The following is a 15,704-nucleotide window of genomic DNA, read 5'->3' on the forward strand; positions in this document are numbered from 1 at the left end:
CTAGCCCCGTAGTCCCTACGGTTGGGTTGCTTCAAAAAGGCGTAATCCTTCTGCTAAAATGTTGCGACTTGCATTGATGTCGCGGTCGAGTGTCGTGTGGCATGATGAACAAGTCCATTCGCGAATTTCTAAGGCTTTCTTGCCATCATGATGCCCACATACATGGCATAGTTGGCTTGATGGGAAGAAGCGATTGGTTTTCACGATTGTTCGGCCATACCACTTCGCTTTGTACATCAGTTTTTGCACAAACGAAGACCAGGATACGTCACTAATCGCTTTTGCTAGTTTATGATTTTTCAGCATGCCTTTGGTGTTCAAATCTTCGATACAAATGACATCGTACTGACGAATGAATGCCGTCGTCAACTTGTGTAAGAAGTCCTCTCGCTGAAACGCCACTTTTTCACGCAAACGCGCCACTTTACGGCGTTGTTTTTGGTAGTTCATGCAGTCTCGTAAAACCTGGTTGTCTTTTTTCGCTTGTTCGTAACGGCGTGAAAGTTTTCGTTGCTCACGTTTTAACTTTTGTTCCATCTTAGCCGTAAAGCGTTGGTTATCCACTTTACGCCCATCCGAAAGAATCGCGAAATCGGTAATGCCTAAATCAATGCCAATTGCTTGATGTGTTTTTGGCAGGGGGTGAAATTCGGGGACCTGGCACGTAATGGACACCGAGAAACGACCACTCGCGTGATAATGAATCGTTGCGCGCATAATCCGTCCTTCGAGCGCGCGTGTTTGTTTGAATTTCACGAGTCCTAGTTTGGGTAACTTGATTTTGTTGCCGACAATCGCGATATTATGATTCGTATTTTTAGTCGTATAGCTTTGCACGGCGTTTTTCTTACTTTTGAAACGCGGATAGTTGTTTTGTTTCTTGAAAAAACGCCCAAATGCATCCACAAGCTGTTCACAGGAGGTTTGTAGGGCCACACTATCTACGTTGCGCAACCAGGCTGTGTCGTCCTGTTTTTTCAGTTTTGTCAGCAGTTTAGACATACTGGAGCGATTTAAGCCTTTTCCTTCTTCTTTGTATGTTGTATTCCATAATGAAAGAAAATGGTTATAGACAAAACGACAATGACCGTGCGTTTGATGAATCAACGCTTGTTGGTCTTTGTTCGGATAGAGACGAAATGGGTATGCTTTGTAGATCATGGCGAACACCTCCTTGTTTGCCTTCTAGTTTAACACAAACAAACGTTCTGTTTCTACTTTTAAGCACCGCATTCATCACCCACCTACTCGCTCCACGCGTTGAGGAGGGTGTCTTCTGCGAAAAAATGATAAAAAAAGGCTCCCTGTATTTTTAGGGAGCCTTGCGTCATTCATTAGAAGGAGAAGCTTAGTAAGTCTTCGAGTTCCTTATCATTTAATTCGGTCAGCCAATTACTTGACTGAATAAGCTGTTCAGATAAAGCTTGTTTTTCCGTTAGTAACGCATCGATTTTTTCTTCAATTGTGCCCGTCGTCATAAATTTATGCACATGGACAAATTGCGTTTGACCGATACGGTAGGCACGGTCTGTTGCTTGATTTTCAACGGCAGGGTTCCACCAGCGATCGGCGTGAAGTACATGGTTTGCGGCTGTTAAGTTTAAGCCCGTACCACCTGCTTTTAATGACAGAATGAAAATAGGGAAGTCCCCACGCTGGAAAGATTCGACGAAATGGTCACGCTGCTGCTTCGGCATACTTCCTGTTAGGAACGGCACGTCGATATCATACAGCTCAGAGAAGCAGTGCTGCATTAAATGCCCCATGCCAATGTATTGTGTAAAGATTAAGCATTGCTCACCGTTTTGCACGATTTCGGCACCGAGTGATACGAGACGCTCTAATTTTTCAGAACGATGAATCATATCCTCCGCATTATCAAACGGCTCTTTTAAGTAAAGGGCCGGGTGATTACACAGCTGCTTTAATTTGCCGAGCATTTTTAAAATAAGCCCTTTGCGTTCAAAGCCCGTTAGCGTTTCAAGCTTATGCATCGTTTCTTGAATATAGCTTTCATAAAGAACGGCTTGCTCCTCGGTTAATGGACAATATTCACGCTGCTCAATTTTATCTGGTAGATTTAGTTGAAGCTCTGGGTCTTGTTTTGTTCGACGTAATAAGAACGGCTGGATTTTTCGGCGTAGTTGCTCTTTCACTTCATCATTATTATCACGCTCAATTGGCGCGATAAAGTTTTCTTGGAAGCGCGAGAAGCTACCAAGATAGCCTTTGTAAATAAAGTCGAAAATCGCCCATAGCTCAGACAGACGGTTTTCAACAGGCGTTCCTGTTAGGGCAATATGATGTGTCCCGCGTAAACGACGAATTGCTTTTGATTGCTTCGTATTCATATTTTTAATATTTTGGGCTTCATCGAGCGTCACATTCGCCCAGGTTAAATCTTCTAGCATCTCAATGTCCTGTGTCACCGTACCATACGTCGTTAAAATGATTTGGACATTATCGCGTTCGATTGTTTGCATGAAGTCCTGCTCTTTTAAGCGTTTTGCACCGTAATGCAAATACGTATTCAGAGAAGGCGCAAAGCGTTCTAATTCTTTTTGCCAGTTTCCTAGCACCGATGTCGGACAGATGATAAGCGTTGGTTCTGTCGCCGTTTCGTATACATGCAGTAAATACGAAATAAGCTGAATCGTTTTCCCAAGCCCCATATCATCCGCTAGGCAGGCACCGAATTTTTGCTCACGCATAAATACAAGCCAGTCAAAGCCGACCTGCTGATACGGACGTAGCTCAGCTTGCAATGTTTTAGGCAGTGGAATTTCAGGAAGTCCCTGCTTATCAACGATTTTTTGCATATAATCTTTTAGCGAACGCTGTAGCTCAAATTGCAGCACAGGGTCATCTAAATAATCTTCCTCTTCTAATTCAAGTGGAATCGTCAAATCCTTGCCGATATCTTTAAAGAGTAAATCGCGCACCGTCCAGTTTTCGTTTTCGGCTTTCTCCATCAGCTTGCGGATTTCTTGCATCCATGCTGCATCCACGCGAATCCATTCTGTACCCGCACGAATAAACTCACGATTTTCAGCGACCATTTTTTCAAAATCCTCCGCGCTGACCTCATGCCCATCAAGTGATAGCTTCCAGTTGAATGTTAAAATCTCATCCAGACCAGCTGCTGATTTATAGTTTGAGGCAGTAGAGGCGCTTGCCTGTACTTTCATACGTGATTCTTTTAATTCTTTTAGCCAACCAGGCAGAACAATTTCAAAGCCAAGTGCCTGTAAGTAAATAAAGTCGCTACGTAAAAATTCACGCACATCACGATCTGCTAATTTCACATGGATAAATTGTGCATTCGTTAGATTTTCACCATATACGCTTCTCTGTAGTAACTTCAGCATTTGCGATTGCAGCTCACGTACTTGAGCGCTATAGTCGGCCCACTTAGAGGGCAGTGCGTTTTCAATGGATAGTGCTTGTTTACGTGCTGGCACAGCCCAGTAGCTCGCTGATTTTTTCGCACGTAGTACGGTTTCTAGTGTCCAATCGCTTTCGCCTTCTTTGGGCTCACTTAGACGTAATGCAACAACGAGTGTATCATCAATTTGTTTATCTTGAAGCGGCCAGCCACCATCTTTAAATAATGGAATCAATGCGTCTAAATCGTCAAAGCGTAAGCCCTCATCGACAAGCTTCTGCGTTAGGGCAAGCTCTAGCAGATGATTGATTTCTTTATCCTCTAATGAAAGGTGAATCGTATCCTCTTTTAATGACACATAATCCCAAAGCGAAGGGCTATACCAATAATTGCCCGCACGTGTTGCCGCATCTAGTACATCTTGGTCATGCAGTGATTTCCCGCTATACGTTGCGAATGGGTGAAGCTGATTAGGGGAAAATAGCTCGATCATTTCAAGTGGTGATAATAAAATCGAATCCTCTGTTGTATTAGCTGTTAAGCCGAAAAAGCCACGCTCATAGCGGAAGTATAAAAAGGGTACCCAGTCCTCCGCTTTTAATGCTGTACCAGTTGAGGCATCATATGCAGAAAGCGAGTAGACATGATTAAATTCTGAGATTTCTAGCATAAATGACTTTAAAAAAGTGCTTGGTACATGCTTTGTCATTGTCATAGCATTAAGTTTCCTTTCTCGATTTCTTCTTGTAAGGCACGTAAACGCTTATAACTTTGTTTTAACGTCGTTACATAATCATTCCAAAATTCATTTTTCGCCGATTTTTTCGCGGCAGTTTTCATCTTTTTCCATACACGAACGGCCTGTTTATAATGCTGACGTGATTTTTGATTCACTTCATTCATCGCAAGCGTATGATAAAGTGGCAGTAGGGCCTCTGGTTTTTGCTCAAGCATATCGCGTAGCCCACAAAGCTCTAAGTAGCTAAGTGAAGAGGGGAAGCGCTGATGGAGGGCAGACCATTCGATATAACGTTCTTTTTTTATTAAATAGCGTGAATACGGCTGAATGCCATACATGCCAGAAGCGGCAAATAGCAATTCATTTTCCTCATCTGTTAAATTAATTTGCTTACAAAGCTCATTAAATTCATTAACAAATGTGGAACGATAGCGCGTCGCTAGCCATTCATTAATAAAGGCATCGACATGTGGAAGCATCGCGCGGACAATCATCGCAAGCATATCGTCATAGCCGTTACGATTCGCAAAATGTGCTAAATCGGTCCACACAAGCAACTGCTTCGCCTCAATCGACTCAAGCATCGCCGCAAAGTCATCGCGCTTATCAAGCATAATGTAAAACATCGCATACACCGCATTGATGTCGACATCGTCTGCAATATGACGCTCATTTTGTAGCATTAAAAGCTCTGCCTCACGTGAGCGTTTATCCTGAAACATCGATTCCCAGAACAACGTATAAATAGTTAAGCGCTCATCAAAATAGCCTTCCTGGTGCAGCAAGAAGTAATTGACGACCTGCTGTAGGCTTTCATAAAAAGGGTCCAACGCAAAAAGGCGTGATTTATTCGCGCATTGGCGAATGAATTCTTTCATTTTATCTGCCTCATGCTCAATGAAATTAATATAAAATGAGCGAGAAGCTTCTGTTGACGTGCTTAAATGCTTCCACGTATGCGACAATAGCGCAACATGTGTGAAGAGCTGATACATACTGCTCCATTCACGCTCAAGTGGGGTATAGCGGAAAATTTGCTGCTGCATATCTGAAAAAATACTTTCTAGTAAATACGGATTAAGCTTTTGTTGATTGTATAAATTTTGGCGATACACTTGTTGTACAAGCTTTAGCCATGACTCCGGTGTACGTTCTTCATTTAAAAGGCGTAGCTGTACACTTTTTTGTTACGAAAATCTTCTAACCACTGCGATAATGAATCGACATATTGATAAAGCGTAAACATCGCTGCTAATTGGTGGCGGCAAGGTTTTTTTGTCGGGCAGTCGCATGATAATTTCTCATCCTCTACGACGATTGTAACCGTCGGCGTACCAGCATCTTGCACAGCAAATTGTAGACGTCCCAATTCAGCGCGGAAGCTGCGTAATTTTACATAGTTGTGGCGTGCTAAGAAGGCAGCACGGCGAACCGTTTCCTCATCCTGTTCATTCGAGGAATCGAGTTCAAGGCTAAGTTCTAGCATTTTATTGCGTAAAAAATCTTCATATAAATGAGCGATTTCTGAAACGTTTGTATTCATGTTTATAATCCCGTCCTCAAAAAAAATCTTTCTCTCCATTATATGCCCATTCAGGTGATGCGTAAATGTTTTCGATTGAAACAACATTTCTTCTAGTTAAAATGTTGGATTTCAATCAGAATATGTGTGAAAACATGTAAATGGTGGTATTATATAAGTAGTCAGAATATTGCAATAGGACAGTGCGTGACTTTCCTCATGATTCATCCTCAATTCTTATTGCAAGATATCGATCACTTAATAGGACTCCGTTAGCATTAAGGATTAATCATTCCTTGTTAAAAGGAGGGGAACAGCATGTTACAAATCCGTCGAATCGAACCGTTCTATACAAAACGCGTAGGGGACCGTTTAAAACTTGTGTTTGCCTATCAATATTTCTCCGTGTTAAAAGATGATGAGTTATTTAATTTTATTCCAGTCGAAGGGAAAGAGATTATTATTAATCTCAAAACGCTACAAGTCGAAAACTTATCCGATGTTTTCGTTTTTCAACGAGGTAGCCGCTTTATCCGCCTACCGTTGTATCAGTTATTGCTCGTCTCTAACATCCATGATCATCTTCAAAAGATTTTAGATGACCTAGAGCTGAAAAAAGAGCAGAAAGAGGCACGCGCAGCGGCACACTCAGAATTTGAGTTGTTGTTTAACGAAATGGAAAACCAAAATCGCCTCCACTTAATTGATGTAGCGCTCGATCGTCGGGATAAAAATTTATTTGATGACTTAACCAACATGCGTTAAAGGAGCGGATCGACATTTTAAAAAGTTACCACAGTCAATAACAGGCATCTATGTGAAGCACTCATAGATGCCTGCTTTTTTGTCGAAAAAAAGGTCCCTGTGCCGATAGTAGAAGTAGGAGTAATAAGAAGGGAGGCGTAAGAATGAGAATTGGTGCATGGTATGGCCAGGGTATGATGATTTGGGGCAATATGAATCGTCAGTGGAATGCAGCATCGAAGGCGCTTGAACGACTATCAACCGGCTATCGCATAAACCGAGCAGGCGATGACCCAGCAGGACTGGCGATTTCTGAAAAAATGCGTGGCCAAATTAGTGGACTGAATATGGCATCGAAGAATATACAGGATGGCATCTCAATGGTTCAAACCGCAGAGGGTGCGCTTAATGAGACACATGCAATGCTACAGCGCATGCGTGAATTATCCGTGCAAGCGGCGAATGATACGTTGACGGATGACGACCGCGCACGCATTGATGTGGAGTTTCAGGAACTTAAAAAAGAAGTAACACGTATTTCGACGGATACGGAATTTAATACACGCAAATTATTAAATGGTGATAATGCGACGACACCGCTGAAAATTCAGGCTGGTGCGAATGCAGGACAGACGATTGATTTAACGATGAATGATATGAGTGCGGATGCGATTGGCATCACAGACGCGTCGATTGCGACACGGGACGAGGCAGATGCGTCGATTTCCACGCTTGATGCTGCGATTAAAAGTGTATCGATGGAGCGGTCACGTCTAGGTGCGTATCAAAATCGGATGGAACATGCCTATAATGTCAACGTCAATACCGCGGAAAACGTAACAGCCGCTGAGTCGCGTATTCGTGATGCGGATATTGCGAAGGAAATGATGAACTTTACGAAGGCGAATATTTTACAGCAAGCCGCACAATATGCGATGGCAATGCATATGCAGACGGCACAAGGCATGTTACAGCTATTAAAAATGAATGGATGAACGCATAAAGTGCTTTTGAAAGGGAATATTCTTACAAAAGCATTTTTTCATTGCATAATACAAACGAATAAAATAAAATAAAAGTGTATAAATATACATTAAACAACATGATATTTCACTAATAATAGTAAAAAGTTCAAAAAAATGGCGTTAAAGCAACGTTTACTAGCGAGAATCGTCAATTGAAATATGTATATATATGCTGTTGTGTATACGTTATTTATTCATAAATGCTGTATATTACTTAAAAATATTGAATAATACACTCATTTTAATGTAAAAATATTAATTTTTATGTAGACAGATGAATAAAAATAAACTATAATTCATATATAATAAATATTCGAAAAAAGAATTCCGAGAGGGGATAGCGAGACATGAAGAAATGGTTAGCAGCATTCTTATTAGTCGTTGTAACTGCAGCACTTGCAGCATGTGGCGGTGGGGATGATAAAAAAGATTCACAAACAACACTTGAAAAAGTAAAAGAAGAAAAAACATTAGTAGTAGGAACAAATGCAGGTTATTACCCATTTGAAATGTTTGATAAAAACGGCAAAATGATTGGTTATGACATGGACGTTGCGCAAGCTATCGCTGATAAAATGGGCGCAAAATTAGAAGTAAAACAACTTGGCTTTGAAACATTAATTCCATCATTAAATGCTGGTAAAGTTGATTTAGTCTTAGCGGGTATGACAATTACCGATGAACGTAAAAAGACAGTTGAATTCGCGGATTCTTACTATACAACAGGTCAGGCAGTAATGGTCGGCAAAGACAGCACAGCAAAAGAAATTAAAGATATCGATAAAAAAGGCAATAAAGTAGCTGTTCAAATCGGTACAACAGGTGCAATTGTTGCAGCAAAAGAAATCAAAAACGCAACAGTTCAAGAATTTGAAGATTTCCCAACAGCAGCAATGGCTGCACAACAAGGTAAAGTTGCAGCGGTTGTCTATGATGAGCCAGCAATCCAAATCTACGAATTACAAAACAAAGGTAAAGTTGTGAAACTAGATGGCTTACTTGCAGCGGATGATCTTGGTATCGCAGTGAAAAAAGGCGACACAGAGACAGTTGACTTTATCAATGAGTACTTAAAAGAATTTAAAGGTTCAAAAGAAGAAAAAGAACTTCAAAAGAAATGGTTCAACAATGCTGATTGGATGAACAATGTAGACGAAGAATAATCATTTTTAGTTCATAGACTTTTGACGAGAAGAAGGGATGAGAATCCTTTCTTTTTCGTTTTTTTATTATAAGAAGGTTTCGATTATAGGAGGTTAATGTATTGAGTAGCATGTCTTGGGACTGGAGCGTTGTTTCTGATAACTGGGAAGTATTGATGTTAGGCGCTTGGTTCACAATTAAAATTTCATTTATAGCCCTGATTTTTAGTTTGCCAATTGGTATTATTGTAGGCTTCGGTCGAATTGCGAAAAACCCTGTCATTCGTTTTTTAGCTGGAGCATATGTTGAGATTATGCGTGGTGTACCACTATTAGTTTTATTAATGTGGATTTATATTGGTTTAGGTGATGTTGTAAACGTTGAGACAACGGTTGCAGCAGTCGTCGGTTTAGCAACATTTAACGGTGCCTTTTTAGCGGAAATTTTCCGTGCAGGTGTCCAAGCAGTACCAAAAGGTCAAATGGAGGCAGCGCGTGCGAGCGGTATGACGAGTGCACAAGCGATGCGCTACATTATTTTACCGCAAGCAGTTCGTCGCATTATGCCACCATCTGCCTCACAGTTCATTATGTTAATTAAAGATTCATCTTTAATCTCTGTTATTGGTGGCGTTGACTTAATGCTAAAAGGTAAAAACTTAGTTGCAACAACATTAAAACCATTAGAAATTTATACGGCGATTGCTGTCATTTATTTCATCATGACGTTCGTGCTATCATTAGTTATTCGTTACTTCGAAAAACGTATGATGGATAAAGAGCAGTAGGAGGTAATCATCATGATTTCAATTAAAAACGTCAATAAAAGCTATGGTGACCACCATGTGCTAACAGATATTAATTTAGAAGTACCAAAATCAAACGTTATCGCGCTTATCGGGCCAAGTGGTGCTGGTAAATCAACGCTTATTCGTACGATTAATGCACTTGAAACGATTGATAGCGGCGAAATTATTGTCGATGGTATTTCCATCCACGATAAAAAAACAAACATTAACAAAGCACGTACGAATATTGGCTTCGTATTCCAAAGCTTTAATTTATATCCGTTTAAAACGGCACTTGAAAATGTCACGATGGCCCCAATGAAAGTAAAAGGCTTATCGAAGGAAGCGGCAGAAAAGCGCGGTAAGGAATTACTAACGCAGCTTGGTTTAGGGGATAAATTTGACGCTTATCCAGGACGTCTATCAGGCGGTCAGCAGCAGCGTGTCGCAATCGCACGTGCCGTTGCGATGGACCCAGAAGTTATGCTATTTGACGAGCCGACATCAGCACTTGACCCAGAGATGGTAAAAGAGGTGCTTGATGCGATCCGTAGTTTAGCAGATGCCGGTATGACGATGGTCGTCGTGACACATGAGATGGGCTTTGCAAAAGAGATTTGTAATGACATCGTGTTTATGGCTGAGGGTAAAATTGTCGAAGTAGCACCACCATCTGAATTCTTTACAGCACCAAAGACTGTGCGTGCACAAGAATTTTTAAAAGCAGTATTAAATCATTAATCTGTGACAAAAGAGGGTACTGCTTAATAGCAGTACTTTTTTTGTGCTAAAAATTTGATGTGTCGTGCCAGTCAACTTGACAGAATGATGTATTTGTATTTCTCTTTACGTCATATAATTGTATAATAAGGACAAATTCAAAAAACGTGTTTAAAAGCACGTCATTTATAAGGAAAAGAAGGATTGATTGACTCATGTCATTAACATTAAATAGCGAAGCAACACAACTTCGTATCTCTGGAATTCGTGAATTTTCAAATCAACTAGTAGATTACCCAAATGCCTTAAACTTAACAATTGGCCAACCAGATTTTCCAACGCCTGAAGCTGTGAAGCAAGCTGGTATTCGTGCGATTGAAGAAAACAAAACATCGTACTCTCCGAATGCCGGTTTGCTTGAATTGCGTCAAGTGACGGCGGCGTATTTCAACGAACGCTACAATTGCAATTACAACGCAAATGAAGTGCTCGTAACCAATGGTGCAACACAGGCGATTGACGCGGTATTACGTACGATTATCGAGCCAGGGGATGAAATCATCCTATCTGCACCAATGTATGCAGGTTATGTTCCAATGATTGAATATGCAAAAGCAAAACCTGTATTTTTAGACATCACGGAAACAAACTTTGAGCCCGAAGTCGATGCCTTAAAAGCATTGATTACGCCAAAAACGAAAGCGATTTTATTTAACTTCCCGTCAAATCCAACCGGTGCAACGGTAAGTCCAGAACGTATGGATGCGTTAGCTGCGTTTTTAGCAGAGCAAGATATTTATTTAATCTCCGATGAAATTTATAGTGAAATCACATTTGAAGGGGAATATCGTTCATTTGGTAGTTACCCTGCACTGAAAGATAAGCTATTCTTAATTTCGGGGTTATCAAAATCACATTCGATGACAGGCTGGCGCATTGGCTTTATCCTAGCACCTGAAGCATTGACGGATATTACGGTAAAAGTAAATGCCTTCAATATTTTATGTGCAGCGGTACCAAGCCAGTACGCAGCAATTGAGGCACTTACAGGCTCAAAAGACGCGCCAATTGCGATGACAGCGTCTTATAAAGAACGTCGCGACTACATTTATGGTCGTCTAGTAGAAATGGGACTTGAAGTACATAAGCCAAATGGTGCGTTCTACATTTTCCCTTCTATTAAACAATTTGGCATGAGCTCTCATGAATTTGCGACACGCTTATTAAAAGAAGCGGGCGTTTGCGTTGTACCGGGCGCTGTATTTGCGGCAGAAGGTTATTTACGTATTACGTATGCTTATGCATTTGAAACATTAGTTGAAGCGATGGACCGCCTCGCTGCATTTGTTGAAAAAGTACGCGCTGAGCAAGCATCACACTAATTATCGCAACCCAAATCGACATTTAGACGTTCTAAATGTGAAGAAAACGCCTTCAAAATGTATTTCAACTGTATAACAATACGGATGTTTCTATGTTTTTGAAAGGTATTTATGCTATTCTTACTTTTAGAGATAAATTCCAAAAATAATAATAATTAATTTTATAATCAATGAGGTGCTATACATGATTTATGCAGGTATTTTAGCAGGTGGTAAAGGAACTCGTATGGGTAACGTACCAATGCCTAAACAATTTTTAACATTAAATGATAAAGCAATCATCATCCATACATTAGAGAAATTTATTCTAAACAATCGTCTAGATAAAATTTTCATCGCAGTACCAAAAGATTGGGTTCAATACACACGCGATCTTGTGAAAAAACATCAACTAGATTTACCAAAAGTTGAAGTAATCCAAGGCGGCGCAGACCGTAATGACACAATCATGAACGTCATCGCAGCAATCGATAGCCAAAACGGCTTAAACGACGACGATATTTTAGTAACACATGATGCCGTACGTCCATTCTTAACACACCGCATCATCGAGCAAAATATCGATGCAGGTCTTGAATTTGGTTCAGTTGATACAGTAATCGAAGCTATCGATACAATCGTTGAATCACAAGACGGCGAATTTATTACACAAATTCCAGTGCGTAGCCATATGTTCCAAGGCCAAACGCCACAAACATTCAACATCAAAAAATTACAAGAGCTTTATAATAGCCTGTCTCAAGATGAAAAAGAAATCTTAACAGATGCATGTAAAATCTTCGCAATCAAAGGTGAGAAAGTTAAATTAGTACGTGGTGAAAGTTATAACATTAAAGTGACAACGCCTTACGATTTAAACGTGGCGAATTCAATTTTAAAAGGAAGTTTAGATAAATAATGATTAACCAAATTTATCGATTAGTATCTGCTCGCCAGATCGAAGTAACTTATAAGGATCGTGCAATTTCTTCTGACCACGTCGTTGTACGTCCAACTCACCTTTCAATTTGCGCTGCAGACCAACGTTACTACACAGGAACACGCGGCGAAGAAGCGATGAAGAAAAAATTACCGATGGCATTAATCCATGAAGGCGTAGGGGAAGTCGCTTACGACCCAACTGGTGAATATGCGGTCGGCACAAAGGTTGTCATGGTACCGAATACACCAACAGAGGAAGACCCATATGTAGCAGAAAACTACTTACGCTCTAGTAAGTTCCGTTCTTCAGGCTACGATGGCTTCATGCAAGATTATGTGTTCTTAAATCGTGACCGCTTAGTCGTATTACCAGAAGATATGAATATGGAAGTAGCGGCATTTACAGAATTAGTAACTATCGCTACGCATTCAATCGCTCGCTTTGAACGCAAAGCAATTAAACGCCGCGGTACATTTGGCGTTTGGGGCGACGGAAACTTAGGTTTCATCACATGTCTATTATTAAAATACATGTACCCAGACTGCAAAGTAACCATCTTTGGTAAAACACAATATAAATTAGACCACTTCTCATTCGTTGACGAAAAAATCTTCATTAACGAAATCCCTGAGGACTACATGGTAGACCATGCATTCGAATGTGCTGGCGGTAAAGGTAGCCAATACGCAATCGACCAAATGATCGACCACGTACACCCTGAAGCAACACTTTGCTTATTAGGTGTAAGTGAATATCCTGTAGAAATCAACACACGTATGGTGCTTGAAAAAGGCTTAACACTTGTTGGCTCAAGCCGTAGTGGTGCTGTTGATTTCCAAAAAACAGTGGATCTTTATAAAGCACATCCTGAAATTCCTGAGTACTTATCGACATTAGTTGGATACACACAAGAAGTGACATCTGTTAAAGACATTATCACTGCCTTTGAAAGTGACTTATCTAGCTCATGGGGTAAGAGCGTCATGTTATGGAAAATCTAAAAAAGACAATCCAATATACAATCCAAAGAATCTATAAAGCAATTTATAGATTCTTCTATTTCGTTTTAGAGCAAAAATCGATTGATGAGAAAAAAATTGTCGTCTACACGTATCGCTCGAATCAGCTAGAGGGCAATCTAAAGGCCGTCGTGCGTGAAATCCAAAAGACGCATCCGGAAATGCATATCGAAATACGCAAGGCACCTAAGCAAATGGGACTTGCGTTATTTAAAGAGCTGCCGGCTATCGCTAATGCAAAAATGGTGTTACTAGACGATTATTTCTTACCGGTTTATTTAATAAATCCACGTAAAGAAACAAAATTCGTTCAATTATGGCATGCAGCAGGTGCATTTAAAAAATTCGGGTATAGTACGAAGGATACGAAATTTGGACCGTCCTCACAGTATTTAAATATTGTGCCTGTCCATATGCATTATTCGCATGTCTATGTGTCATCAAAGGCGGTCGTACCGTATTACGCAGAAGCGTTTAATATGTCGGAAAATCAAGTGTATCCACTAGGAATTCCGCGTACGGACCTACTCGGTGAGGAAGTTGTGCCGAGTGATGCATTAACACCGGTTCAACTAGAGCGCTGTAAAGTATTGATTGCGCCAACGTATCGTGCGAAAAGTGGCCAAAGTGAGTCGAACCTAGACTGGCTCGCTGTGCTACAAACGATTGCACCGCAATTAGCGCCCCATATTCAGCTTATCGTTATGCCGCACCCGTATTCGGACCGTACTGAGTGGAGTGTGTTGACACAATTTGATAATATCGTGCTCGATTATCAGCACCCGTTAAATGAATGGATGCCGATAGCAGACGCATTTATTACGGATTATTCATCAGCGATTTTTGAATTTGCATTATTCGAACGCCCACTTGCACATTACGTGCCAGATTTAGCGGAGTATACAGCAAGCAGAGGGCTTTATCGTCCACTTGAAGCTATTTCGGATGGTACGATTTTACAAGAACAACACGCGCTTGTTTCTTGGATTAACAACCGCAAGAAAAATGAACAGTATGATACATCGCGTATGGTTGAGTTTAATTTCAGCCACACAGAGGATGTATCGAAAAAAATCGTACAACATCTATTTGAATCCAATTAAGGATGATTTTGTTTCGAAAAGAGGTAGACAAATGGCAACAAAAAAGAAGAAAAAAGAATCGTTTAAGAAAAAATTAGACCGTAAATTTAAAAAAGAAATTTTCCAAGCGATGTATAAAGGTTTCTCGATGCTCCCAATTCAAAAAAATAAAGTATCGATTCTATCAGATAGCCGTAAAGATTTAAGTGATAACTTCCAAATGGTTTATGATGAGTTACAACGTCGTGAGAACTATAAGTATTACTTTTTATTAAAACCAAGTGTGAAAAAACGTAAACGCTACATTGAAATTATTCAATTAGCGTACAATATCGCTACATCAAAAGTTATCATGCTCGATGACTTTTACCCAATGATTTATCCATTGAAAATCCGCAAAGGTGCCGACTTAATTCAAATTTGGCATGCAGTTGGGGCGTTCAAAACATTCGGCTTTAGCCGTATGGGTAAGCCAGGTGGTCCAAAGCCAACGTCTGTATCGCATAAAAACTATACAAAAGCGATTGTAAGTTCAAAATATGTCGCACCGTTTTATGCAGAGGGCTTTGGTATCGACGAATCAAAAGTTGTGGCAACAGGTGTGCCGCGTACGGATGTATTTTTCGATGAGCAATACAAAGCAGATAAACAAGCGATGATGTACGGAAAATACCCAGAGCTTGAAGGCAAGCATGTGACATTATATGCGCCGACATTCCGTGGTAATGGCCAAACAAGTGCCCACTTCCCACACCATATGCTTGATTTCGATAAATTATATGCGTCACTTGGCGAAAATGATGTGTTCTTAATTAAAATGCATCCATTCGTTAAGAAGAAATTTAAAATTCCAGTAGAATATCGCGATAAAATTAAAGATTTCACAAAATATCCTTCTGTTAATGATATTTTATTTATTACCGATATTTTAATTACCGACTACTCATCTGTTTGCTTCGAGTTTGCGTTATTAAACAAACCGATGATCTTCTTCTGCTTCGACTTAGAAGAATACGTGGCATCACGTGATTTCTACGTATCCTACGACGAATTTACACCAGGAGATGTCGTACGTAATACCGATGAGCTTGTTGCGTCAATGAACAAACATCGTGCAGACGAGGTAGTCGATTTAACGGAATTCACCGATAAATTCTTCGATGATTTAGATGGTAAGTCTACTGAACGTGTAGCACAGCTTGTTATCGATTGTATGAACCGCAAGTAGGAGTGA

The 15,704-nt window shown here is 40.3% G+C and carries 14 protein-coding genes; 10 read left to right on the top strand and 4 right to left on the bottom strand.

The window, feature by feature from the left end; all coding sequences use genetic code 11:
* Window positions 1-15: 15 nt before the first annotated feature.
* The 4 genes from tnpB to KTHG_RS21720 all read right to left on the bottom strand — a co-directional run bounded on the left by tnpB (window position 16) and on the right by KTHG_RS21720 (window position 5,667).
* The gene (gene tnpB, locus KTHG_RS01335) at window positions 16-1,161 is read right to left on the bottom strand and encodes an IS200/IS605 family element RNA-guided endonuclease TnpB (protein WP_020189118.1); all 1,146 of its coding nucleotides are present in this window, start codon (window positions 1,159-1,161) and stop codon (window positions 16-18) included.
* Window positions 1,162-1,334: 173 nt separating this feature from the next.
* Window positions 1,335-4,100: a DEAD/DEAH box helicase gene (locus KTHG_RS01340; RefSeq protein ID WP_020189119.1), complete on the bottom strand. Its 2,766-nt coding sequence runs from the start codon at window positions 4,098-4,100 to the stop codon at window positions 1,335-1,337.
* A complete protein-coding gene (locus tag KTHG_RS01345; RefSeq protein WP_255512323.1) occupies window positions 4,097-5,239 on the bottom strand; it encodes a hypothetical protein in 1,143 nt (380 codons plus the stop codon). The genes KTHG_RS01340 and KTHG_RS01345 overlap by 4 nt, the downstream gene beginning before the upstream one ends.
* A 44-nt stretch (window positions 5,240-5,283) precedes the next feature.
* The gene (locus tag KTHG_RS21720; RefSeq protein WP_255512324.1) at window positions 5,284-5,667 is read right to left on the bottom strand and encodes an SWIM zinc finger family protein; all 384 of its coding nucleotides are present in this window, start codon (window positions 5,665-5,667) and stop codon (window positions 5,284-5,286) included.
* A gap of 297 nt (window positions 5,668-5,964) precedes the next feature.
* Here KTHG_RS21720 and KTHG_RS01350 point away from each other — a divergent pair, with 297 nt between their 5' ends.
* The 10 genes from KTHG_RS01350 to KTHG_RS01395 all read left to right on the top strand — a co-directional run bounded on the left by KTHG_RS01350 (window position 5,965) and on the right by KTHG_RS01395 (window position 15,698).
* Window positions 5,965-6,411, top strand: a complete 447-nt coding sequence (locus KTHG_RS01350) for a transcriptional regulator (protein WP_020189120.1) — start codon at window positions 5,965-5,967, stop codon at window positions 6,409-6,411.
* A gap of 143 nt (window positions 6,412-6,554) precedes the next feature.
* Window positions 6,555-7,385, top strand: a complete 831-nt coding sequence (locus KTHG_RS01355) for a flagellin N-terminal helical domain-containing protein (protein WP_020189121.1) — start codon at window positions 6,555-6,557, stop codon at window positions 7,383-7,385.
* A gap of 377 nt (window positions 7,386-7,762) precedes the next feature.
* Window positions 7,763-8,578, top strand: a complete 816-nt coding sequence (locus KTHG_RS01360; RefSeq protein ID WP_020189122.1) for a basic amino acid ABC transporter substrate-binding protein — start codon at window positions 7,763-7,765, stop codon at window positions 8,576-8,578.
* 110 nt (window positions 8,579-8,688) lie between these two features.
* Window positions 8,689-9,345, top strand: coding sequence for an amino acid ABC transporter permease (locus KTHG_RS01365; RefSeq protein WP_020189123.1), 657 nt, complete (start codon window positions 8,689-8,691; stop codon window positions 9,343-9,345).
* A gap of 12 nt (window positions 9,346-9,357) precedes the next feature.
* A complete protein-coding gene (locus KTHG_RS01370; RefSeq protein WP_020189124.1) occupies window positions 9,358-10,086 on the top strand; it encodes an amino acid ABC transporter ATP-binding protein in 729 nt (242 codons plus the stop codon).
* 194 nt (window positions 10,087-10,280) lie between these two features.
* Window positions 10,281-11,447 (top strand): aminotransferase class I/II-fold pyridoxal phosphate-dependent enzyme, encoded by a 1,167-nt coding sequence (locus tag KTHG_RS01375; RefSeq protein ID WP_020189125.1) that lies wholly within the window; start codon window positions 10,281-10,283, stop codon window positions 11,445-11,447.
* A gap of 184 nt (window positions 11,448-11,631) precedes the next feature.
* Window positions 11,632-12,345, top strand: coding sequence for an IspD/TarI family cytidylyltransferase (locus KTHG_RS01380; RefSeq protein ID WP_020189126.1), 714 nt, complete (start codon window positions 11,632-11,634; stop codon window positions 12,343-12,345).
* The gene (locus KTHG_RS01385; protein ID WP_020189127.1) at window positions 12,345-13,370 is read left to right on the top strand and encodes a ribitol-5-phosphate dehydrogenase; all 1,026 of its coding nucleotides are present in this window, start codon (window positions 12,345-12,347) and stop codon (window positions 13,368-13,370) included. Before KTHG_RS01380 ends, KTHG_RS01385 begins: the two co-directional genes overlap by 1 nt.
* Window positions 13,358-14,491, top strand: a complete 1,134-nt coding sequence (locus KTHG_RS01390) for a CDP-glycerol glycerophosphotransferase family protein (protein WP_020189128.1) — start codon at window positions 13,358-13,360, stop codon at window positions 14,489-14,491. The genes KTHG_RS01385 and KTHG_RS01390 overlap by 13 nt, the downstream gene beginning before the upstream one ends.
* Before the next feature lie 31 nt (window positions 14,492-14,522).
* The gene (locus tag KTHG_RS01395) at window positions 14,523-15,698 is read left to right on the top strand and encodes a CDP-glycerol glycerophosphotransferase family protein (protein ID WP_020189129.1); all 1,176 of its coding nucleotides are present in this window, start codon (window positions 14,523-14,525) and stop codon (window positions 15,696-15,698) included.
* Window positions 15,699-15,704 lie beyond the last annotated feature (6 nt).

This window comes from Kurthia sp. Dielmo (assembly GCF_000307285.2).
Classification (GTDB): Bacteria; Bacillota; Bacilli; order Bacillales_A; family Planococcaceae; genus Kurthia; species Kurthia populi.